This window comes from Flavobacterium sp. M31R6 (assembly GCF_013284035.1).
Lineage (GTDB): Bacteria > Bacteroidota > Bacteroidia > Flavobacteriales > Flavobacteriaceae > Flavobacterium.
On record NZ_CP054141.1, the window covers coordinates 3983647 to 4006693 of the forward strand.

Here is a 23047-nt window from a genome sequence, read left to right on the forward strand (position 1 = left end):
AGAAGAATCCCGTCCGAAAACGGGATATACTGTTTAGAAATGTTATTATGGCACATTAATAGTTGTATTTACCATAGTCACAGATGAGACTAAAGATATTGCTCTACCATTGAGTACGGTTTGGCTTGCATTTCCAGCAGTAGAAAAAGTAACACCTGAATTAGCGATTATGGTTCCAACCATTGTTCCCCCACCTGCACCATTAATAGTTGCATCACTACCTACGTACCAAAACACATTTTGGGCTAATGCACCATTTTTCATTATTATACTTTTAGCTCCTGTAGGCCCTGCAATTCCAACAGTAAGTGATGATGCAGTTTGAAAAATCCAAGTTGCATTTGGGTCACCTTGTGCGTCAAGCGTAAGGTCGCCATTACTGATTTTGAAAGTACCACTGGCTGATTTATAAACACCCGGAGCTAATGTCAATCCACCTAATTCACCTGCATTTGGATCAGAACCACCTGGTTTTGAAGCTGGCGAAATACTTAAATAAGCTGCATTTGCATCAAGCAATGCTTTTTGTGCTGTTGCAAATGAAGTAGCATTTCCGGGCGCTGGAGGCGCAGAAAAAATACTGCCTTTCACGTTTCCGACATTAAGAGGGGTCTCCGTATAAATTGCAACACTATCGTGAAATCCTGTAATTAGAGTCGAAGCAGCAGTTGTTCCTATACTTCCATTATTGATTACTGTATTCAATCCTTGATTTGTTATTCCAGCGTTTCCACCAAAAGCACCAAATACAGAGGCTGTACCTAGATCTATTACTATAGCGGCAGGAGGAGTCGATATTGTTGTAAAATTCCAAACATAATCACTGGCCAATGCCGTTCCTGCAACATTTTTGGCACCACTTGTAATTGTAGCGGTATAAACTGTTCCTAACACAAGTGAATTGGTTGGATTAAACGATGCTGTAGTACCTGAATAAGAAACTGTTCCTGGAATTGTTGTTGCTCCCTGTTTCAAAGTAAACGTAGTCCCATTGATTGTAGCAGCGTCCATTATGGTACTGAAATTTGCAGTTACTGTTTGATTTAAGGCAACATTAATGGCATTATTAACTGGATCTGTTGCGGTTACTGTTGGCACAATATCTGTTGTGAAATTCCAGATATAATCTGCAACCATTGCGGTACCCAATGAATTTTTAACACCATTCGTTATAGTTACTGTATAGATTTTATTTGCCAATAAAGGATTTGTTGGAACAAAAGACACCGTTGAACCTGTATAGGAAATTGCTCCTGCCACAACATTAACGCCTTGATTAACTTTAAAAGTTGTCCCACTGAATGTTGATGGATTCATCGCCATATTGAATGTCGCCGATATTGTTTTATCAAATTTCACAGCAATGGCATTATTAATTGGATCTGTTGTAATCACTACAGGTCTTAAAACTGTACCTGTTGAAAATACCCACACATATTCTGCCTGCAAAAAATTACCCATCACGTCTTTTGCTTTTGTGCTAATTCTAGCTGTATAAGTGGTGTTTTCTGCCAACGGAACTGCTGGTGTGAATGAAGCAGTGTTGTCTGTATAAGTAACCGTTCCCGCTATGGGTGCAGCTCCAACTACCATAAATGAAGTCGAAGTAATTGAACTTGGATCCATTTCCTCATTGAATGTTGCGGTAATGACTTGCCCCAAAGGAACATTTAATGCATTACTCAAAGGAGTAGTCGACGCGACAATAGGGCATACACCAACAACTTCTTTAAAATCGTCATTTTCGCATCCGGTAATTAATGCAATACATAGTATCGCAAAGGTGAATAGTAAAATTTTAGCTTTCATTTTATTTTGTTTTAGGAATTAAATAATTTCATTCAACAAAGGTGATTTTATTATCCTCAAAAAATATTATACAATTCACAACAAGACTTGCATTATTCACACTATTTTGTTTTTTAAAACCAAATAAATGATTTATCGTCAACAATTTAAAGACAAGATCACTATCCGTAGTTCACACCAGTTACATTCAATTATATTTTTTTGGAGCAGAAAGATTTGCTTCGCCCGTTCGCTATCGCTCGGGTGGCATTTTAGAAAATATCGTCCCGCACACGAGGCTGAAAGCCGAACTGGCGAAGCAATCCATTGCAATCTTGCGAGCCGAACCCCGGCTCACAAGGATTTCCATTACTATTGGGGCTAAAGAACAATATCATTAAGTTAAGGATTCAAATAATAAAATGATTGCTGATGTTTGATTAACGATTTTTGATTTAAGATGTAACAGACTTCGTAAATCGACAATCTAATATTTAGCAACAACAAATCTGAAATCAAAAATCTGAAATCTCTTAACTTAATGACATTGGGCTAAAGGAAGAAATTTTGCTTTTTTGTTTTTATCCGTAAAAAGTTGCCTCCTTAAATTATAAAAGGTAATTTGCGACCCCATTTCAAAACATTACCCCCAAACTAATGCGATTTTATATTTTACTTTACCTACTTATGCTTTGTGGCATTCCTACTGCACAAGCGCAACTAAAAGCAATTACAGACCAAACCGAATACCCTTTCTGGATCAATCTGCCTAATCAGGAGGTGTTGGACAAAAAAGCGCCTATCATTTTATTTCTTCACGGAAAAAGCCTGTCTGGAACCAATTTGGACCGAGTAAAACGTTACGGTGTGATTCGGGCCATCGAAAGAGGAAAAGAAATACCGGCAATAGTTATTGCGCCTCAGGTAGCTCACGGTGCTTGGGATCCAGACAAGCTCTTAAAACTTTTGGAATATGTGCAAAACAATTACAACACCGATTTATCGAGAGTTTATGTATGCGGAATGAGTTTAGGCGGATATGGTACTTTTGATTTTGCGGGCAAATATCCCGATAAAATCACTGCAGCAGTAGCCATTTGTGGAGGCGGAAACACAAAAGACGCCTGCAACCTGGCAACAGTTCCTTTGTGGGTTATTCACGGAAACAAAGATTATATCGTACCATTATCTGAATCCAGAAAAATGGTCAAAGCCATACAGACTTGCAATCCCGATGCCAATCTTACTTTTACCATTGTTAAGGGCGGGAATCACGGCAGTGTAGAACGTTATTTTAGAGAAGACAAAATCTACAACTGGATGTTAAGCCAAATTAAATTTATTCCATAAAAAAAGGCTATCTTATTTGATAGCCAATTAACAGTCAATTTTGAACACGAATTGCACGAATTAACACGAACCTTGAGGTTGACTTAATTTGTGAAATTAATTCCACAAACTAATTCGTGCCAATTAGTGCAATTAGTGTCTAACTCTTTATTATTTTAAAATCACTTTCAGCTCTTCCAAGCTTACTTTTTTCTGTTCTCCAGAAACTAAGTCTTTTAAACTATATTGATTATCATTCATTTCTTCTTCGCCCACGATTACCGCATAAGGGATAAATCGTTTATCGGCGTGTTGGAATTGTTTGGCGACTTTGGCATTATCAGGAAACAATTCCACTTTTATTCCCGAAGCGCGCAATTCTTTGATTGCTTTCATAGAATAGAAAGCTTCTTTCTCACCGTAGTTGATAAACAAAGCTCTTGAAGTAGATGTTACCGCTTCCGGGAACAATCCTAACTCTTCGACCACCAAATAAATTCGGTCCAATCCAAAAGAGATTCCTACTCCACTCATATTTTTTAATCCAAAGATACCGGTCAAATCATCATAACGACCACCACCACCGATGGAACCCATAGCAACGGTTTTGGGAGCAGCTACTTCAAAAATAGCGCCTGTATAATAATTCAGACCTCTTGCCAATGTCACATCCAAATCCAAACTAGCCGTTGACAATCCTAAATTGATCACATTGTCACAAATGAAACGCAGTTCTTCAACACCTTTCATCCCCTCGGCGGACGAAGAAAGTAAAATCGATAATTTTTCAATTTTCTCCGAGATTGTTCCCGTGAAATTGAATAACGGCTGTACTTTGGCAATCGCTTCTTCGGCAATTCCTTTTTCAATCATTTCTTTCTTTACGCCGTCCTCTCCTATTTTGTCCAATTTGTCCAAGGCTACTGTAAAGTCAATCAACTTATCTGATGCACCAATCACTTCGGCAATTCCGGAAAGTATTTTTCGGTTATTGATTTTTATCGTAACACCTGCTAATCCCAAAGCAGTAAAAACAGAATCGTACAATTGTACCAACTCTACTTCCTGCCAAAGTGATTTGGACCCAACCACATCGGCATCACATTGAAAAAATTCTCTGAAACGCCCTTTCTGCGGACGATCGGCACGCCAAACAGGTTGGATTTGGTATCTTTTAAACGGAAATTCGATTTCGTTTTGGTGTTGCACCACATAACGTGCAAACGGAACAGTTAAGTCATAACGCAAGGCTTTCTCCGAAATACTTGACGTTAATCGTGTACTGTCTTTGGCTTCCAAGTGAGTCTCATTGGCCTTTGCCAAAAAATCTCCCGAGTTTAATATCTTAAAAATTAATCGGTCGCCTTCTTCTCCGTATTTCCCCATTAAGGTTTCGGAGTTTTCGAATGAAGGAGTTTCTATAGGTTGGAATCCAAATTTCTCGAAATTGCTTTTTATGATTTGGATAATGTATTGTCTTTTTGCCACCTCAGCAGGTGAAAAATCTCTGGTTCCTTTTGGAATACTCGGTTTTGAAGCCATTTATTTTAGATTATTAGATTTTTGGATTTATAGATCATTAGATTCAAGTAAAACTTTCTTAATCGAAAACGGAATCCTCTATATCACTCTGCAAATATCTTACTTTTAAAATAATTCCTTTTGAAAAATTTGTGATTTAATTTTAAAGCTCTTTAACAACGAAATGTCCTAGCCCAGATAGAAGCGGTATCCTTTTATGCCGGGGTTCGGCATAAAAGATATAGCGGATAGCTGGAACAGCTCCTTACAACTATTTATGCTAATTTCTCAAATGGTATTTGTAACAAAAATTGTATTTTCGTGTCAAACGACTATGATGCTAAAATTATTCAAAGAAAATATCCGAATCGCTTTTGGTTCCATCCGAACTCAATTGTTGCGAACCATTTTGACGGTAATGATTATTGCCATTGGTATAACTGCCTTAGTTGGAATTCTGACCGTTGTTGCGGCGCTGGAGAATACGCTGTCCTCCGATTTTGCCTCGATGGGAGCCAATACTTTCAACATTAATCAATACGAAAACACCTCTCGAAGACGCGGTGGCGGGGAACGCGAAATCATAAATCCTATCATTTCCTATCCCGAGGCGGTGGCTTTCAAGAATAAATACAATTACCCATTGACCGAAACGTCGCTGTCATTTACCGCGACATCGACCGCCGAAGTAAAATACGAAGCCTTGAAAACGGATCCCGAAATAAATGTTTTGGGTGTTGACGAGCATTTTTTGACCAACTCGGGACTCGAAACCGATATGGGGCGAAATTTTACCAATTTTGACATTTCCAACAATACCTATACTTGCGTGGTAGGTTCCGATTTTAAAAAAGGAATTCTGAAAGACGTAAACCCCATTGGCAAAACCCTTTCGATAAGAGGCGCTAAATTTAAAGTAATCGGCGTGCTAAAAGAAAAAGGTTCCACCTTTGGAAAGAGCCAAGATTTAAGGGTATTAATCCCAATACAAGTTGCCCGTTCCTTGTTTACGGCTCCCAATATCAACTATACTTTGAGTGTTATGGTAGGCAAAAAGGAATTATTGGACCAAGCTATTGACAACGCCAACAGCACGATGCGCAGAGTCCGAAAATTGAGCCCCATAAAAGACAATAATTTTGCCATAGTGCGAAGTGATGATTTGATTAACCGAATCCTGAGCATCACCCAATATCTTGGGCTTGCATCGTGGCTCATCGGGATTATTACCATACTTGGGTCGTCTATCGCCTTGATGAACATTATGATTGTTTCGGTAACCGAACGTACCCGTGAAATTGGTGTCCGAAAAGCTTTGGGTGCCAAAAAAACTACTATCGCCTTTCAGTTTTTTATAGAAACTCTACTGATTGGGCAAATAGGCGGTTTGGTCGGAATTATTTTTGGAATATTAATTGGGTTTGGTCTTTCGACCGCAATGAACTTTGTTTTTGTAATTCCGTGGGGAGCAATGATAGCGGCGTTTATCGTAAGCTTTATCGTGGCACTTGTTTCTGGTTTGTATCCTGCCATAAAATCGGCAAATCTGGATCCTATTGAGGCTCTTCGTTATGAGTAGGTTTTTGTTTTCAGTAACAATACTTTTTAAAATAATCATTTGGGCGTGACCACATTAAAAAAACTATCGCGTGGACACAAGCCAAAAATTTAAACATTGGTTAAATTGTTTTTAGTCATCCAATTGACCCCATTTTGATTATGCCATAGCCAACGGTTTCAACCGTTGGAGACAAAATAGGAGAAATTCAATGTCAAAAAATATATTACCCACGGTTAAAACCGCGGGCTATGGCAGAAATGCCGATAAAAATAGAATCTTAATAGCATAAATAAAGATGCTACTGACGAATTCCCAACATCATTCTGTCGTTTTCATAAATATCCTTGCGAAGTTCTATGTCTTTAAAACCCATTTCTTCAAGTAAACCAATCATTTCTTTCCCTAAATATTGATTGATTTCAAAATATAATTGTCCTGAATCCGAAAGGTTTTTTTGGGCCAATTCGGCTATTTTTCTATAAAAAATTAAGGCATCGTTATCTTCCACAAAAAGTGCCAAATGAGGTTCGTTGTCCAAAACATTTTTCTTGATTTCCTGTTTTTCCAAATTCCGCACATACGGCGGATTCGAAACAATAATATCAAACTCTTGACCTAAATCCAGCGTTTCAAGAATATTTTGGGAAATAAAAGTTACTTCCACTTCATTGCGTTCTGCATTTTTTTTGGCGGTTGCCAACGCTTTCTCTGAAACATCAATTGCAAAAACTTCTGCATTCGGGAGATTCTTAGCTAGCGAAATAGCGATACATCCGCTTCCCGTCCCAATGTCGAGAATTTTTAGACTCTTAGACCTTCCGTTTTTAAGAACATTAGAAACAATCCAATCCACCAATTCCTCCGTCTCCGGCCTCGGAATCAAAACATTCTCATTGACTTCAAAATCCAATCCATAAAAACTCGTTTTCCCTAACAAATACTGAATCGGAATTTCCAATTTCAATTGTTCTAAAATCGAATTCCAAACTGAAATTTCCTCCTCCGAAATTTCCAAATCGGGATGTAAAGCCAAATCAATTCTTTTCAGTTGTTGCTTTTCTTCCAATATCAAATAGAAAAAACTTTCTGCTTCGCCTTCTCCATACATCGAAGTAAGCGCTTGAATAAATTGTGTTCTGTATTCTTTTATTTTCATTTTTTTATTTCAAATTAGAGGTGATTCCTAACTAAAGTGTTTACTACAATACTAAACAAAAAAGTAGCCACAGATTAAATGGATTTTCACAGATTTCTTTAGCATGATGCGCAAAAATCTGTGCAAATCTGTGTTATCAGTGGCAGAAAAACACAATACACATAACACAATTAAATCTTAAGCATAAAATCTAAAATCATAACTCCTTCAGCATCCAAACCGGACAACTTGTATGACCAGTGCTTCCCATTGGCGAACAGATATATTCGAAACCAACTTTTTTATACAACTTTTGGGCATCCAACATAAAAGGCATTGTCTCCAGATAACAATTTTCGAAACCAAATTCACGGGCGCTTTGCAAACATTTTTCCATCATTTGGCTTCCAATTCCATTTCCTCGAGTTTCTGGAAGGAAATACATTTTTTGCAATTCACAATAAACGGCCGCTTCGTTTGTCAATGGTGCCACTCCTGCTCCGCCAACGATTCGGCCATCACTTTCTACCACATAATAAACAGATCTTGGCTTATTGTATTCTTCAAACATCAAATCAAGATAGGGATCTTCATAAGCCGTTCCTACTTTGGGGATATCCAATTCGTCAAAAACATCTCTTATCAATTGAGCAACCGCTTGATTGTCTTCTTTTTGTATTTTTCTAATAATCCAATTGTCCATATAAATGCTCTATTATTAATTTGATGCACAAAAATAGCCATTGTAAATGGGAAAACATCAAAAGCAATACACTCACTTCTAAAAAAATATTCATTAAAGACTGATAGTTATATTATTCAAAATTCCCTCTTATAAATCTGCGTAAATCTGCCAAATCTGCGTGAAAAAATTAGCATGCAGATTTGGCAGATTTAGGCAGATTCTAAAAAATCCAAATATGATTAATATCTATATTTTTCAAACGAATACACTACATCTTATATGTCGAAGCAAATTCCTAATTCCAAAATTAGTATTTTTGCTAAGTGAAAATACATGAGAAATATATAAACCGTTGCATAGCCTTGGCCAAAAACGGAATGGGAACGACCTATCCCAATCCTATGGTTGGAAGCGTCATTGTTTATGAAGGCAAAATCATAGGCGAAGGTTGGCACAAAAAAGCAGGTGAACCCCACGCCGAAGTCAATGCAGTAAATTCGGTACAGGATAAATCGTTACTAAAAAAAGCCACTATCTACGTGAGCTTGGAACCGTGTAGCCATTTTGGAAAAACACCACCTTGCTGCGATTTGATTATAAAAAATAAAATCCCAAATGTCGTTGTTGGAACCGTAGATCCAAATATCAAAGTCGCCGGAAATGGCATCAAAAAATTAATGGAAGCAGGTGTTCATGTCACTATTGGAATACTCGAAGATGAATGCAACGAACTCAACAAGCGCTTTTTTACTTTTCATCAAAAGAAAAGACCTTACATAATATTGAAATGGGCCCAAAGTCAAGACGGATTTATTGCCCCGAGTGAAAAATTGGAGAAAAAACCAGTTTGGATTACCAACACCTATTCCAGACAATTGGTTCACAAATGGAGAACCGAGGAACAAGCCATTCTGGTGGGAACACAAACCGTTATTGACGACAACCCAAAACTGAATGCAAGAGATTGGCACGGAAACAATCCAGTTCGAATAATATTGGACCAAAATAATCGTATCCCAGAAGAGAATGCTGTTTTTGACAATCAAGTCAAAACAATTGTCTTTAGCAATTCTGAAAAGGCTATTTCCAAAGAAAACACTATCTTTGAAGTAATTGATTTTAAACAAAATATAGCCCAACAAATCGTTGATTCGCTTTACAAACACAACATTCAATCGGTTATAATTGAAGGTGGACTCCAAACCTTACAGACCTTTATCGATGAGAATCTTTGGGACGAAGCTAGAATTTTTGCAGGAAAAACTTTTTTGAAAAAAGGAATCAAAGCGCCTTTTATACCAAAAACAAATTCCGAAAAACACACAATTGACACCGATGAATTTTTAATAATCAGAAACCATGATTGATGCTATTATTTTTGATTTTGGAGATGTGTTTATCAATTTAGATAAACAAGCCACTACGGATGGTTTAAAAAATCTTGGCATTTCCCAATGGAACGAAGATTTGGACCAATTGAACATACAATTTGAACTAGGCGCTATTTCGAACGAAGATTTCTTGAACGGAATTCAAAAACACACCAACAATGCTTCAATTGAAGACATTCGTGAAGCTTGGAATTCTATATTAGTAGACTTTCCATTGTATCGATTGGAATTTCTTCAAATGCTTTCCAGCAAGTATCGTTTATTTTTGTTGAGCAATACCGATGCCATTCACATCGACACTTTTGAACAAAAATCAGGAACTTCATTTTATAGTGATTTTTATCAATGTTTTGAAAAAATATATTTTTCATTTGAAATTGGAATGAGAAAGCCCAGTCCAGAAGTTTACAACTTCGTATTGGATCAAAACGGATTGCAGGCCAAGCATACTTTATTCATTGATGACAAAAAAGAAAACACAGATGCTGCATTGGCACTTGGACTTCCCGTTTGGAATTTACAAGTGGGCGAAGAAGATGTAGTCGATTTGTTTGATAAAAAAATTATACAATAGCAATAGCAATTGCAATGACAATTGCAAAAATCAATTACAATGGCAATTGCAAAAAATCAATGTCAATAGCAATAAAAAAAAAACAATAACCTCTTTAATATATTCAAACGCCAGTAGTTAAATTTTGATATTGAATTTTGACATTGACATTGCTATTGACATTGATTTTTGCCATTGAACATGAAAGACACCTACAATACCATTGCATTTCCCTCTGAAGAATCCCTATTCAAGGAAAAAAGCAGCAAATTCTTCGGCTATGCTTTTCCGATAGAGTCAGAGGAAGAGGTAAAACCCATTATAGAAATCTTAAAAAAACAACATCCGCACGCGGTTCATTACTGCTACGCCTATCAAATAGGAACTGAAACCATTCAATACAGAGCCAATGATGATGGAGAACCAAGCAATACTGCGGGAGCTCCTATTTATGGACAAATACAATCTTTCGGACTTACAAATGTACTTGTAGTGGTAGTTCGAATTTATGGCGGAATTAAGTTAGGAGTTGGCGGATTAATTTCAGCCTACAAAACTTCGGCACAAATCACTTTGGAATCTTGTGAAATTATCGAAAGAACGATTGACATTCCTTTTCAAATTTCATTTGACTATAAAAATATGAATAAAGTGATGCGAGTGATTAAAGAAAAAAAACTGGAGATTACTTCTCAAGAAATGGAGATAGATGAAGAAACAAATTTACCAATTGGAAAAATTGTAGTAAAAACCAGAAAAAAAAATGCCGAAATGGTATTCGACACTTTTAATTCTTTGTTTGAAATTGACATAAAAAAACTATAAATTCTCATTTAAAAGAACTCATTTTGACTATTATTCAAAAGTTTTTAGTAGTTCCAAAATGTAATCTGGCGGAGCCATTGGCCTACCCGTTTTTAAGGACACAAAAACCAACATAAATTGGGCAGTTGTTAATAACTCCTTCGATTCATTGTATATCGCACAATCAAATTCTATCTTCACGGACGTCTGACTTTTGAAAACCGTATGCACGGTCAATAACTCATCATAAACCGCTGACTTTTTATAGTTGATATTCATATTTACAATAGGGAGCCCAATACCGCTTTCTTCCATCACTTTATATGAAATCCCTTTGTTTCTAAGCCATTCGACCCTTCCTATCTCAAAATAGGGTATGTAATTTCCATGATAAACAACCCCCATTTGGTCTGTTTCTGAATAACGAACACGAACTTGAATTTGATGATCTTTCATTAATTATGAATTAAAATTTTAAATTTAAAACACCTCCTTACAACATTTTTTTTTAAAAATTATAAGCTAAATATTTTTTTTTACAGATAATTGTTCACATATTTGTTATCCCGATAAAAGAATCTATTTCACATTCTTTTTGTAAGATAATAAGTACCCAAATAAAAAAATTTAACTAGATATATGAACAAGACTGCACAATCAGTATGGGAAAACTGTTTGTCCTTCATAAAGGACAACATCCAAGATCAAGCCTATAAAACTTGGTTTGAACCAATTAAATCAGTTGAACTTACCGATAACGCATTATATATTCAAGTACCAAGTAAATTTTTCTACGAATGGCTAGAGGAACACTACGTGAAATTATTAAAAGTGGCCCTAACCAAAGAACTTGGAAAAAACGCAAAGTTACTCTATAAAATCAAAATGGAAAACACTTACGGCAATAAACAACCGTTCACGGAACAGTTGCCAAGTGCCAATAGAGCTCCAATGAAAGCTCAAGAAGTGGATGCCCCATTTAAAAACCTGAATCCAGAATTAAAAAACCCATTTGTTATTCCTGGTATTCGAAATTTAAAAATCGAATCCCAACTGAATCCGAATTATAGTTTTGACAACTTTCTGGAAGGGGATTCTAACAGGCTAGCCCGTTCTGCAGGTATGGCTGTTGCCAATAAACCAGGCGGAACATCTTTCAACCCATTATTAATTTTTGGTGGTGTTGGATTGGGAAAAACACACTTAGCTCACGCTATCGGTGTTGAAATCAAAGATAAATATCCTGAAAAAACGGTTTTATATATTTCTGCTGAAATTTTCACCCAACAATATATTGATTCGGTAAAGAAAAACAACAGAAACGATTTTATTCATTTCTATCAATTAATTGATGTATTAATCATTGACGATGTTCAATTCCTTTCTGGAAAATCAGGAACACAAGATGTATTTTTCCATATTTTCAATTACTTGCACCAAAACGGAAAACAGGTTATCTTGACTTCGGACAAGGCTCCTGTTGACATGCAAGACATTGAGCAACGCTTATTATCCCGTTTCAAATGGGGATTATCTGCCGAGTTACACCAGCCGGATTACGAAACGAGAATTTCAATACTAAAAAATATCCTATATCGTGATGGTGTTGAAATGCCAGACGACATTATAGAATATGTGGCACGTAACATTAAATCAAATGTTCGTGAACTAGAAGGAGCTATCATTTCATTGATTGCGCAATCTTCTTTCAACAAAAAAGAAGTAACCATCGAACTTGCCAAAAGTGTCGTGGAAAAATTTGTAAAAAATGTAAAGAGAGAAATATCAATCGATTACATTCAAAAAATTGTCTCCGATTATTTCCAATTGGATTTGGAAACTTTACAATCCAAAACGAGAAAAAGGCACGTGGTGCAAGCAAGACAACTGGCAATGTTTTTTGCCAAAAAGTTCACTAAAGCTTCATTGGCCAATATCGGTTCCCAAATAGGTGACCGTGATCACGCCACTGTATTGCATGCTTGCAAAACAGTAGACAACTTAGTAGCAACCGATAAACAATTCAAAAAGTATGTCGAGGATATTAATTCAAAATTAACGCTATAAAAAGCAATATGCCTGTTAAAATTTTAATGGTTTGTTTGGGTAATATCTGCCGTTCTCCATTGGCAGAAGGTATATTAGCCTCCAAACTTCCCAGTGATAAATTCCATGTAGATTCCGCAGGAACAGGTTCTTGGCACATTGGTCGTGCTCCAGACAATCGCTCTATAGCCACTGCCAAAAAAAATGGTTTAAATATTGCCAATCAACAAGGAAGACAATTTCAAAAAACCGATTTCGATGCTTTTGATTACATTTTTGTAATGGATAACTCAAACTACAACGATGTGATCCATCTCGCCCAAAGCGAATCCCAAAAAGAAAAAGTCCAACTTATTTTGGACGCTATCTTTCCGAACGAAAATGTTGATGTCCCAGACCCATACTACGGAGTAGCAAATGGTTTTGACATGGTTTATCAAATGCTCGACGAAGCTTGCGAAGTAATTGCCCAAAAGCTGATTACCAAACACTCCTAAAACTAAATAAGTTTTTATAACTTTGCCCACAATGGCAAATACATTAGCCCAAAACCATTATTAGAAGACTACAAAATCGTATTTCTAATAACAGAAAGTCACATCTATGAAATCAGCACCTCTTTTTGGTAAACTATACTTAATCCCAACTACTATGGGCGATTGCGACCCGATGGACGTATTACCACAAACTATAAAAAGATGCGTTGATTTAATTGACCACTATGTGGTTGAGAACGACAAAACAGCTCGAAAATCAATAAAACTGACCAATCCAGAGAAAAAACAATCAGAGCTAAAACTTTTTATCCTCAACAAATACACCGAAGCCAAAGACCACCAAGAGTTTATCAAACCGCTTTTGGAAGGTAAAGACATGGGACTTATGAGCGAAGCAGGATGTCCAGGTGTAGCAGATCCTGGTGCTGTAATCGTAAAACTAGCTCACGACAAAGGAATTCAGGTTGTCCCACTTGTTGGCCCATCCTCCATATTATTAGCCATGATGGCATCCGGAATGAACGGTCAAAGTTTTACTTTCCATGGTTATTTACCCATTGAAAAAGACGAAAAAAGAGCCAGCTTCAAGAGCCTAGAACGCATATCTTTTGAAAAAAATCAGTCTCAGATCTTCATCGAAACACCGTACCGCAACAATAAACTGCTCGAAGATTTAATCCAGACATTACATCCCGATACGTATTTATGTATTGCTGCCGATATTACTTTGCCAACTGAATACATCAAAACAAAGAAAATTTCAGCCTGGAAAAAAGAAACTGTCGATTTACACAAACGCCCCACCATTTTCATCATCCATAAAATGTAATTGACAAAGCTCTTTTGGGCGTGCCACCATAAAAAAAATGGGCCTACTCATCGCACCGGTGAGTCGGCCCATTTCTTTTATGCTGTCGGGCTATCCAGGCTACTTCGGTAGCTTCTTCCTATCCCTCACGCAGCTCGCAGGAAAATTAGTATTACACCAGATATTAATTTTACCGAACATCATCCCTTAAAAAAAGAAAAAATCAGCTTAAAAAAACTACTTTTATACTCCTAAATAAATTCATTTATTACATGAGTAAATTACCAAATGTAACAACCAGCATCTTTACGGTAATGTCCAAAATGGCAGCAGAACATAATGCAATCAATCTTTCTCAAGGATTTCCAAACTTCCCAGTTGACGAAAGATTAACCAAAATTGTTTCTCGATTGGCACACGAAGACGTTCACCAATACACGCCTATGTCAGGTTACCCTCCATTGTTGGCAAAAATTGCAACATTGGTAAAATCATCTTACAATCGCAACATCCTTCCCGAAACCGAAATACTCGTTACAGTTGGCGCAACCCAAGCCATATTCACAACATTACTGGCCTTGCTAAAGCCAAATGATGAAGTAATTATTCTCGATCCAAGTTACGATTGTTACGAAGCTCCTATATTATTAAGCCAAGCAAAACCAATACGAGTATCACTCAATGATGATTACACTCCAAACTGGAATACTATCGCCAGTGCCTTTTCGGAAAAAACCAAAATGATTATCATTAATAATCCGCACAATCCTACAGGGAAAATTTTAAATGAATCCGACTTTGAGAATCTGGAATCACTTTTGGAAAAACACCCTAATGTACTTTTGCTTTCCGATGAAGTTTACGAATACATCACTTTTGAACAAAAACACATTTCTACTCATACTCGAACAAAACTGCTCGATCGTTGCATTACGGTTTCTTCATTTGGAAAATCATTTCACGTAACGGGTTGGAAAATAGGTTACCTTGTAGCTCCTGACTATTTGATGAAAGAAATCAAAAAAGTGCATCAGTTTTTGGTTTTTAGCGTCAATAGCATTTGCCAGATAGCAGTTTCAGAATATCTTGATTTAGTCGATCTAAATGAAATTAGTCAATTCTACCAAGAAAAAAGAGATTATTTCAGATCATTATTAAAAAATAGCCGATTCCAGTTAATGCCCTGTGAAGGAACTTATTTTCAAGTAGCCTCCTATGCTAATATTTCCAACGAAAGTGATGTTGATTTTTGCAAACGATTAATTACAGAATATGGTGTTGCTGCAATTCCAATATCTACTTTTTACGAAAACGGAAAAGATTTAAAGTTAATCCGTTTTTGCTTCGCCAAAGACAATCACACTTTGGAAGAAGCGGCAAAAAGATTGTGTGGAATTTAACACAGCTACTAAGATTCTAAGTATCTAAGTTGCTTAGAATCTTAGTAACTTAGAAACTATTGAATTAAAAAAATATTTTATTATGCATGCATACTATTTTATTTTACTACATTTACAATACAAAAAAAAATAAATTATGAGTTATACCGATAAAATGTTGAGAGACGATGCTTTAAAAGGCAAAGTAATAGTAGTTACAGGAGGCGGAAGTGGCTTAGGAAAAGCTATGACCAAATATTTCTTAGAATTAGGAGCTCAAGTAGCTATTACTTCAAGAGATTTAGAAAAACTAAAAAACACTGCTCAAGAACTTGAAGCCGAAACAGGCGGAACTTGTTTACCGTTACAATGTGATGTTCGTCATTATGAAGAAGTCGAAAACATGCTTCAAGCAGTATTGAAAGCTTTTGGTAAAGTTGATGTATTATTGAATAATGCCGCAGGAAATTTCATTTCTCCAACTGAGCGTTTATCTGCCAACGCCTTTGACACTATTATTGATATTGTTTTAAAAGGGACAAAAAACTGCACTCTAGCCTTTGGAAAACACTGGATAGACACCAAACAAAATTCATCAACTATTTTGAATATTGTCACTACTTATGCTTGGACAGGTTCCGCTTATGTAGTTCCGAGTGCCACTGCAAAAGCAGGAGTTCTGGCTATGACAAGAAGTCTTGCAGTGGAATGGGCTAAATACGGTATTCGTACCAATGCAATTGCCCCCGGACCGTTTCCTACCAAAGGTGCTTGGGACCGCTTATTACCTGGAGACCTTGCCGAGAAATTTGACATGGCCAAAAAAGTGCCATTAAAAAGAGTTGGTGACCATCAAGAATTGGCCAATTTAGCCGCTTATTTAGTTTCTGACTTTTCTGCCTATGTCAATGGCGAAGTAGTGGTTATTGATGGGGGTGAATGGCTGAAAGGCGCAGGACAATTCAATTTATTGGAAGCAATTCCCGAAGAACTTTGGGATCAATTGGAAATGATGATTAAAGCAAAGAAAAGGAGTTAACCACTTGCGCTAATCACCGATTAACATCAATAACTATTGAAAATAATCAGAAATAACACCTAAATAATAAAACAAAAAAGAGAACTATTTATACAGTTCTCTTTTTTCAGATATAATAATTACTAAAAAAGCAGAGAATACACAGTATTGTCAAGATAAATTGGGGACAGTGAAAACTATTTGTTTTTGTTAACAAAATAGATTTTCAAAACCCATAAATAATTGTATTTTTACCGTTCAAAATTTAGAAAATAAATGGGCAAAATCATAGCGATTGCGAATCAGAAAGGTGGAGTTGGAAAGACAACTACTTCTATTAACCTAGCTGCTTCATTGGGTGTTTTAGAAAAAAAAGTATTACTAATAGACGCTGATCCTCAGGCAAATGCCACTTCAGGTTTAGGAATTGATGTAGAAAGCGTTGAAATTGGAACCTATCAAATTCTAGAACATAGTCACACTCCATCGGAGGCCATCATAAAATGTTCGTCGCCAAATGTTGATATAATTCCTGCACATATTGATCTTGTTGCGATTGAAATTGAACTTGTCGACAAAGAAAATAGAGAATACATGCTTAAAAAAGCATTGGAAAGTGTAAAAGATCAATACGATTATATCTTAATTGATTGTGCGCCATCTCTTGGACTTTTGACATTAAATGCCTTAACTGCTGCGGATTCTGTAGTAATTCCGATTCAATGTGAGTATTTTGCATTAGAAGGTTTGGGTAAATTATTGAATACCATAAAAAGTATCCAAAAAATCCACAATCCTGATTTGGATATTGAAGGTCTATTATTGACAATGTTTGATTCTAGATTGCGTTTATCAAACCAAGTTGTAGAAGAAGTTCAAAAACATTTTAACGATATGGTTTTTGAAACTGTGATACAAAGAAATGTAAAATTGAGTGAGGCACCTAGTTTTGGAGAAAGCATTATCAACTATGATGCGACCAGCAAAGGAGCGGTAAATTATATTCATTTAGCTCAAGAAATTATAAAGAAAAACAGTAAATAGTTGTATGTCAAAAGCAATAAAAAAACAAGCCTTAGGTAGAGGTTTATCGGCATTATTAAAAGATCCTGAAAACGATATTCAATCGGTAGAAGATAAAAATGCAGATAAAGTAGTAGGGAATATTATAGAGCTTGAAATTGATGCTATAGAAATAAATCCATTTCAGCCCCGAAGTAATTTCAACGAAGAGTCATTGCGCGAATTGGCCACTTCCATCAAGGAATTAGGCGTTATTCAACCTATCACTGTTCGTAAATTAGACTTCAATAAATACCAATTAATTTCTGGGGAACGTCGTTTACGCGCTTCCACATTAATTGGACTTACAACTGTCCCTGCTTACATTCGTATTGCAAACGATAACGAGTCTCTAGTAATGGCCTTGGTTGAAAACATCCAACGTCATGACTTGGATCCAATAGAGATTGCGCTTTCTTACCAACGTTTGATTGATGAAATTCAATTAACTCAAGAGCAAATGAGTGAAAGAGTTGGTAAAAAGCGTTCTACTATTGCCAATTATTTAAGACTTTTAAAATTAGATCCAATCATTCAAACCGGAATTCGTGATGGTTTTATCAGTATGGGTCACGGTCGTGCTATCATCAACATTGAAGATCATGATGTTCAGACTGATATTTACCAAAAAATTGTAAGTCAGAATCTTTCGGTTAGAGAGACGGAGACTTTGGTTAAAAACTACCACGAAAGTTTAAAACCGAAACCAGTTATTCCAACAAAGTCCTCTTCTTTTGAAATTAATGACGAAGATGTAAGTACTTTCAACAAGTATTTCGGAACAAAAATCGATGTAAAAGTTGCCGGAAACGGGAAAGGAAAAATCACAATTCCTTTTCATTCTGAAGAAGACTTCAACAGAATTATAAAATTAATAGAAGGGTAGTGAGCAAAATCATTTCCATAGGGCTATTGCTTTTTCTTTTAGGAAACGCTTCGGTTTTTGCACAAGCAAAAACCGAAGCTGTTTTAAAGCCAAAAGACACTTTAAAACCAACAGAGATAGACCCTTTGACACCTGCAAAAGCGGCTTTCTATTCGGCTATATTACCTGGTTTAGGCCAAGCATACAATAAAAAATACTGGAAGATTCCTTTAGTTTATGGAGCTATGGGAACCAGTTTATATTTATATGTTGACAACAAGAAAAAATACAATGAATATAGAGATGCTTACAAAAGTCGTTTGGCAGGTAATCCCGATCCTAATTACGACTATCTCTCTGACAAACAGTTAATTTCAGCTCAAGAGTTTTACCAAAGAAACGCTTCGTTATCAGGGCTTTTTGTGATTGGTTTTTATGTACTAAACATCATTGATGCCAATGTTGATGCTGCCTTAATACAGTTTAATGTCAATCAGAGTTTATCTTTTCAGCCAGAAATCACCCCAGATCCTGTAACATTAAAATCAAATTTAGGACTAACACTTAATTATCGTTTTTAGATTCGAACAATCTTCGTTTCTTTTTAAAAAATCAAAAATATATACAAATGAAAATTGCGCTTTTAGGATACGGAAAAATGGGGCATGTAATCGAAAGAATTGCTTTAGAAAGAGGACATGAAATTGTTTTGAGAAAAGACGAATTTAACACCTATGATGGACTTTCCTCTGCCGATGTTGCCATCGATTTCAGTGTTCCATCAGCTGCAGTAAATAACATTTCCAGTTGTTTCAATGCCAATGTTCCCGTGGTTTCCGGAACAACAGGTTGGTTGGAACATTATGATGAAATGATTGCCCTTTGCAAAGCCAAAAACGGAGGATTTATCTCTAGTTCCAACTTTAGTCTTGGCGTGAATTTATTTTTTGAATTCAACGAATATTTAGCCAAAATCATGTCTCAATTCGACCATTACAAAGTAGAAATGGAAGAAATTCATCATGATCAAAAACTAGATGCACCAAGCGGAACCGCTATTTCATTGGCCAAAGGTGTCATTGAAAACAGCAATTATACTAATTGGACATTAGACACTCCAAAAGAAAAAGAGATTCATATTGAAGCTGTAAGAGTAGGAACAGTTCCAGGAACCCACACTGTAACCTATAACTCTGAGGTGGATTCCATCGAAATAAAACACACCGCTCATAATCGTGAGGGTTTTGCTCTTGGCGCTGTAATTGCTGCCGAATGGCTTGCCGGAAAACACGGTATTTATACTATGAAAGACGTATTGAATTTAAATTCTAAATAGAAAAGAATTAAGTTCCAAACAATAAAATTCCAAAATTCTAATAGAAATTTGATCTAAAAATCTAAAGTTTAAAATCTAAAATTATGACACTATATCTCTGGTTTGTATTCTTTTTGGCCGTTCAGGTTATTCATTTCTTAGGAACTTGGAAAATATATGAAAGCGCAGGAAGAAAACGTTGGGAAGCAGCAATTCCAGTTTACAATGCAATTGTTTTAATGAAAATTATCGGTCGACCAACTTGGTGGACACTTTTACTTTTTATTCCAATCATTAACCTGATTATGTTTCCCGTTATTTGGGTAGAGACTATTCGTAGTTTTGGAAAAAAATCTTTTATAGACACAGTACTTGTAATTGGAACTTTAGGATTTTACATCTATTACCTTAATTACACTCAGACTTTAAATTACGAAGCAGATAGAGATTTAAGTCCAGACCATAAAGCCGCTGACACTATTAGCTCATTACTTTTTGCCGTAATTGTGGCCACTATTGTTCACACCTATTTTATCCAGCCTTATACTATTCCCACTTCTTCATTAGAGAAATCATTATTGGTTGGTGACTTTTTGTTTGTGAGTAAAATGAATTATGGGGCGAGAGTTCCAATGACTACAGTAGCCATGCCAATGGTACATGATACTATTCCATTGACCAAAAGAAAATCTTATTTGACTTGGCCTCAATTACCTTATTTTAGACTTCCTGGCTTTCAAACTATCAATCGTACAGATATAGTTGTTTTTAACTGGCCAGCAGATACCGTATACAAATTCAGGGATCGATCTGGACTAAGAGTAGACAAACCAATCGACAAAAAATCAAATTATGTAAAACGTTGTGTTGGTATTCCTGGCGATAGCTTATCCATAAAAGATGGATTAGTTTACATCAATGGAAAAGAATTGATTTTACCAGAACGTGCTAAACCACAGTTCTCTTACAATGTCGTTTTGGATGGTAAAACACCTATTGACTTTGAATATCTTTTCAAAGACATGGACATCACCGATGGAGCTGGTTTCTTAAACCAACAAACAAGAGACACTTTATTCATCAGTGCTTTAACTGCTGCCAATGCAGAGAGATTCAAAAATATCCCAGGAATCAAAGCTGTAAACAGAATTATTTCCAAAAATGTTGAAGATGGTATTTTTCCACACATCAACAAATGGAACCGAGATAATTTTGGTCCAATCTATATCCCACAAAAAGGAAAAACTGTTGCCTTAAACCTAGAAACTTTGCCTTTCTACAAAACTATCATAAGCGATTATGAGAAAAAGGACTTGAAAGTAAATGGCAATGAAATTAGAATTGATGGAAAAGTGGCCACGACCTACACTTTTGACCAAAATTATTACTGGATGATGGGAGATAACCGTCATAACTCTGAAGACAGTCGTTACTGGGGTTATGTTCCTGAAAATCATATCGTAGGAAAGCCAATTTTTATTTGGATGAGTATCGATGGTATTAATGGGCCTAAGAGTAATTGGAAAGTTCGTTGGGACAGGGTATTCACAACTGTTAGCGGTGAAGGACAACCTCAATCTTATTTTAAATACTTCCTGATTGCCCTAGCTGCCTTTTTTGTTGGTGAGTATTTCTGGAAAAAAAGAAAAGTGAAAAAAGAATTATAAAACAAGGCTAGTATGTCAATATACCAATGGTTTCTTTTTTTTCTGTTCATACAAATAGTCCATTTTTTAGGAACATGGAAACTATATGAAATTGCAGGAAGAAAACGCTGGGAGGCTTTAATTCCAGTTTACAATGCAATCATTTTGATGAAAATCATTGGCAGACCTACTTGGTGGACTATTCTCCTATTTATTCCAATCATCAATCTTATCATGTTTCCCGTTATTTGGGTCGAAACAATAAGAAGCTTCGGAAAGAATTCAAGTTTAGACACCTTTTTGGTAATTATCACTTTAGGTTTTTATATTTATTACCTCAATTACACACAAAAATTAAATTACAAAGCAGATCGAAACTTAAAGCCCGAAAATAAAACATCCGATACAGTTAGTTCTCTACTTTTTGCTGTTATTGTTGCCACTTTGGTTCACACTTATATTATACAGCCATTTACGATTCCGTCTTCTTCATTAGAAAAGACATTATACATTGGTGATTTTTTATTTGTAAGCAAATTAAATTTTGGAGCACGGGCTCCTATGACAGCAATTGCATTGCCTATGGTGCATGATTCAATCCCACTTTTAGGCGTTAAATCGTACCTGTTCAATGATGATATTACAAAAAAAGAAACTTCGATTTTGAACAAGTTTCAACTACCCTATTTTAGGTTCCCTGCTATTGAAACGATTAAACGCAATGAAATTGTAGTGTTTAATCAGCCCGCGGATACTTTATTGGATATGGATAATTTTAAACCTGCAAGAAATTATTACAAACCAATTGATAAAAAGACAAATTTAGTAAAACGGTGTGTTGCTATACCCGGAGATTCTTTGGAGATTCGTGAAGGAGACGTTTACATCAATGGAAAACTAAGCAAATTACCAGAAAGTGCAAAACTCCAATATAACTTTTTTGTAAATACTCAAGGGACAAGTATGGATCAAAACTCTCTAGTAAAAATGTATGGAGCTAGAGATGGTTTGAAGGATGGGAATGGAAATTTTGGATTGACCAATAATGGAGAATATGTATTGACTTTAACCGATAACGAAGCACTAAGAATAGCGAACAATCCAGTAGTTAAAAGTGTCAAAAAGTATTTACTCCCAAAAGGAGAAGATGGCGATGTATTTCCACACATTCATATGTTAGGATGGAACATAGACAATTTTGGACCTATTTATATTCCTAAAAAAGGAGTGACAATTAAATTAGACAAAACAACACTTCCATTTTACAAACGCATTATTCAGGAATACGAAAAAAATACATTGCAGATTGACGGTGATAAAATTATAATAAACGGAAAACCAGTTAACAGCTATACTTTTAAACAAGATTATTATTGGATGATGGGAGATAATCGCCAAAACTCTTTAGATGCAAGATTTTGGGGATATGTTCCTTTTGATCATGTAGTTGGCAAACCTGTCTTCATTTGGTTTAGCTGGGATAAAGATGGAAAAGGAATTCAGAAAGTAAGATGGAATCGAGTTTTCTCTTTTGTAAATAATGGGGAACCTAAATCTTATTTAATTCATTTCTTAATCGCTCTAGCAGCCTTTTTCGTTGGTGAGTATTTTTGGAAAAAAAGAAAAGAAAAAAAAGTTTAGAAG

At 35.9% G+C, this 23047-nt stretch carries 21 protein-coding genes; 16 read left to right on the forward strand and 5 right to left on the reverse strand.

The genetic code is table 11. From position 1 onward, the window contains the following. Nucleotides 1-45: 45 nt before the first annotated feature. Nucleotides 46-1809: an Ig-like domain-containing protein gene (locus HQN62_RS16605; RefSeq protein ID WP_173505192.1), complete on the reverse strand. Its 1764-nt coding sequence runs from the start codon at nucleotides 1807-1809 to the stop codon at nucleotides 46-48. 636 nt (nucleotides 1810-2445) lie between these two features. Between HQN62_RS16605 and HQN62_RS16610 the strand changes: the two genes are divergently transcribed. Continuing rightward, a complete protein-coding gene (locus HQN62_RS16610) occupies nucleotides 2446-3138 on the forward strand; it encodes a carboxylesterase family protein (RefSeq protein WP_173505193.1) in 693 nt (230 codons plus the stop codon). A 150-nt stretch (nucleotides 3139-3288) separates the two neighbouring features. On the opposite strand, the gene hisS is transcribed toward HQN62_RS16610, so the two are convergent. Beyond that, complete coding sequence (hisS, locus tag HQN62_RS16615; protein WP_173505194.1) at nucleotides 3289-4659, reverse strand: histidine--tRNA ligase; 1371 nt, start codon at nucleotides 4657-4659, stop codon at nucleotides 3289-3291. Nucleotides 4660-4972: 313 nt separating this feature from the next. On the opposite strand from hisS, the gene HQN62_RS16620 reads away from it, so the two are divergent. Next, nucleotides 4973-6217: an ABC transporter permease gene (locus tag HQN62_RS16620; RefSeq protein ID WP_165818120.1), complete on the forward strand. Its 1245-nt coding sequence runs from the start codon at nucleotides 4973-4975 to the stop codon at nucleotides 6215-6217. A 280-nt stretch (nucleotides 6218-6497) separates the two neighbouring features. On the opposite strand, the gene prmC is transcribed toward HQN62_RS16620, so the two are convergent. Together prmC and HQN62_RS16630 are read right to left on the reverse strand one after the other, a co-directional pair. After that, on the reverse strand, nucleotides 6498-7355 hold the full coding sequence (prmC, locus tag HQN62_RS16625; RefSeq protein ID WP_173505195.1) for a peptide chain release factor N(5)-glutamine methyltransferase: 858 nt from the start codon (nucleotides 7353-7355) through the stop codon (nucleotides 6498-6500). A gap of 196 nt (nucleotides 7356-7551) precedes the next feature. Further along, nucleotides 7552-8037 (reverse strand): GNAT family N-acetyltransferase, encoded by a 486-nt coding sequence (locus tag HQN62_RS16630; RefSeq protein WP_173505196.1) that lies wholly within the window; start codon nucleotides 8035-8037, stop codon nucleotides 7552-7554. Nucleotides 8038-8342: 305 nt separating this feature from the next. On the opposite strand from HQN62_RS16630, the gene ribD reads away from it, so the two are divergent. The 3 genes from ribD to HQN62_RS16645 all read left to right on the forward strand — a co-directional run bounded on the left by ribD (nucleotide 8343) and on the right by HQN62_RS16645 (nucleotide 10788). After that, nucleotides 8343-9386 (forward strand): bifunctional diaminohydroxyphosphoribosylaminopyrimidine deaminase/5-amino-6-(5-phosphoribosylamino)uracil reductase RibD, encoded by a 1044-nt coding sequence (ribD, locus tag HQN62_RS16635; RefSeq protein ID WP_173505197.1) that lies wholly within the window; start codon nucleotides 8343-8345, stop codon nucleotides 9384-9386. Continuing rightward, nucleotides 9379-9984, forward strand: coding sequence for an HAD family hydrolase (locus HQN62_RS16640; protein ID WP_173505198.1), 606 nt, complete (start codon nucleotides 9379-9381; stop codon nucleotides 9982-9984). Before ribD ends, HQN62_RS16640 begins: the two co-directional genes overlap by 8 nt. A gap of 174 nt (nucleotides 9985-10158) precedes the next feature. Further along, nucleotides 10159-10788 carry an IMPACT family protein gene (locus HQN62_RS16645; RefSeq protein WP_173505199.1) on the forward strand — a complete coding sequence of 210 codons (630 nt, stop codon included), beginning with the start codon at nucleotides 10159-10161 and terminating at the stop codon, nucleotides 10786-10788. A gap of 30 nt (nucleotides 10789-10818) precedes the next feature. On the opposite strand, the gene HQN62_RS16650 is transcribed toward HQN62_RS16645, so the two are convergent. Further along, entirely contained in the window at nucleotides 10819-11223 is a 405-nt protein-coding gene (locus HQN62_RS16650) for an acyl-CoA thioesterase (protein ID WP_173505200.1), read from the reverse strand. Between the two features lie 183 nt (nucleotides 11224-11406). Here HQN62_RS16650 and dnaA point away from each other — a divergent pair, with 183 nt between their 5' ends. From dnaA to lepB (HQN62_RS16705), 11 genes are all read left to right on the forward strand, one after another. Next, nucleotides 11407-12834, forward strand: coding sequence for a chromosomal replication initiator protein DnaA (dnaA, locus tag HQN62_RS16655; RefSeq protein WP_116797344.1), 1428 nt, complete (start codon nucleotides 11407-11409; stop codon nucleotides 12832-12834). A gap of 8 nt (nucleotides 12835-12842) precedes the next feature. Continuing rightward, entirely contained in the window at nucleotides 12843-13310 is a 468-nt protein-coding gene (locus HQN62_RS16660) for a low molecular weight protein-tyrosine-phosphatase (RefSeq protein WP_173505201.1), read from the forward strand. Nucleotides 13311-13416: 106 nt separating this feature from the next. Next, entirely contained in the window at nucleotides 13417-14139 is a 723-nt protein-coding gene (locus tag HQN62_RS16665; RefSeq protein ID WP_173505202.1) for an SAM-dependent methyltransferase, read from the forward strand. Nucleotides 14140-14390: 251 nt separating this feature from the next. Next, nucleotides 14391-15518: a methionine aminotransferase gene (locus HQN62_RS16670; RefSeq protein ID WP_173505203.1), complete on the forward strand. Its 1128-nt coding sequence runs from the start codon at nucleotides 14391-14393 to the stop codon at nucleotides 15516-15518. Between the two features lie 136 nt (nucleotides 15519-15654). Further along, nucleotides 15655-16536, forward strand: coding sequence for an SDR family oxidoreductase (locus HQN62_RS16675; protein WP_173505204.1), 882 nt, complete (start codon nucleotides 15655-15657; stop codon nucleotides 16534-16536). A 255-nt stretch (nucleotides 16537-16791) separates the two neighbouring features. Then, nucleotides 16792-17559: a ParA family protein gene (locus HQN62_RS16680; RefSeq protein WP_116797341.1), complete on the forward strand. Its 768-nt coding sequence runs from the start codon at nucleotides 16792-16794 to the stop codon at nucleotides 17557-17559. Between the two features lie 4 nt (nucleotides 17560-17563). Next, complete coding sequence (locus HQN62_RS16685) at nucleotides 17564-18463, forward strand: ParB/RepB/Spo0J family partition protein (protein ID WP_116797340.1); 900 nt, start codon at nucleotides 17564-17566, stop codon at nucleotides 18461-18463. Beyond that, the gene (locus HQN62_RS16690; protein WP_116797339.1) at nucleotides 18463-19023 is read left to right on the forward strand and encodes a DUF5683 domain-containing protein; all 561 of its coding nucleotides are present in this window, start codon (nucleotides 18463-18465) and stop codon (nucleotides 19021-19023) included. Before HQN62_RS16685 ends, HQN62_RS16690 begins: the two co-directional genes overlap by 1 nt. Nucleotides 19024-19070: 47 nt before the next feature. Next, on the forward strand, nucleotides 19071-19778 hold the full coding sequence (gene dapB / locus HQN62_RS16695; RefSeq protein WP_173505205.1) for a 4-hydroxy-tetrahydrodipicolinate reductase: 708 nt from the start codon (nucleotides 19071-19073) through the stop codon (nucleotides 19776-19778). 83 nt (nucleotides 19779-19861) lie between these two features. Further along, the gene (lepB, locus tag HQN62_RS16700) at nucleotides 19862-21424 is read left to right on the forward strand and encodes a signal peptidase I (protein ID WP_173505206.1); all 1563 of its coding nucleotides are present in this window, start codon (nucleotides 19862-19864) and stop codon (nucleotides 21422-21424) included. Nucleotides 21425-21436: 12 nt separating this feature from the next. Then, nucleotides 21437-23044 carry a signal peptidase I gene (gene lepB / locus HQN62_RS16705; protein WP_173505207.1) on the forward strand — a complete coding sequence of 536 codons (1608 nt, stop codon included), beginning with the start codon at nucleotides 21437-21439 and terminating at the stop codon, nucleotides 23042-23044. The last annotated feature ends 3 nt before the right edge of the window (nucleotides 23045-23047 follow it).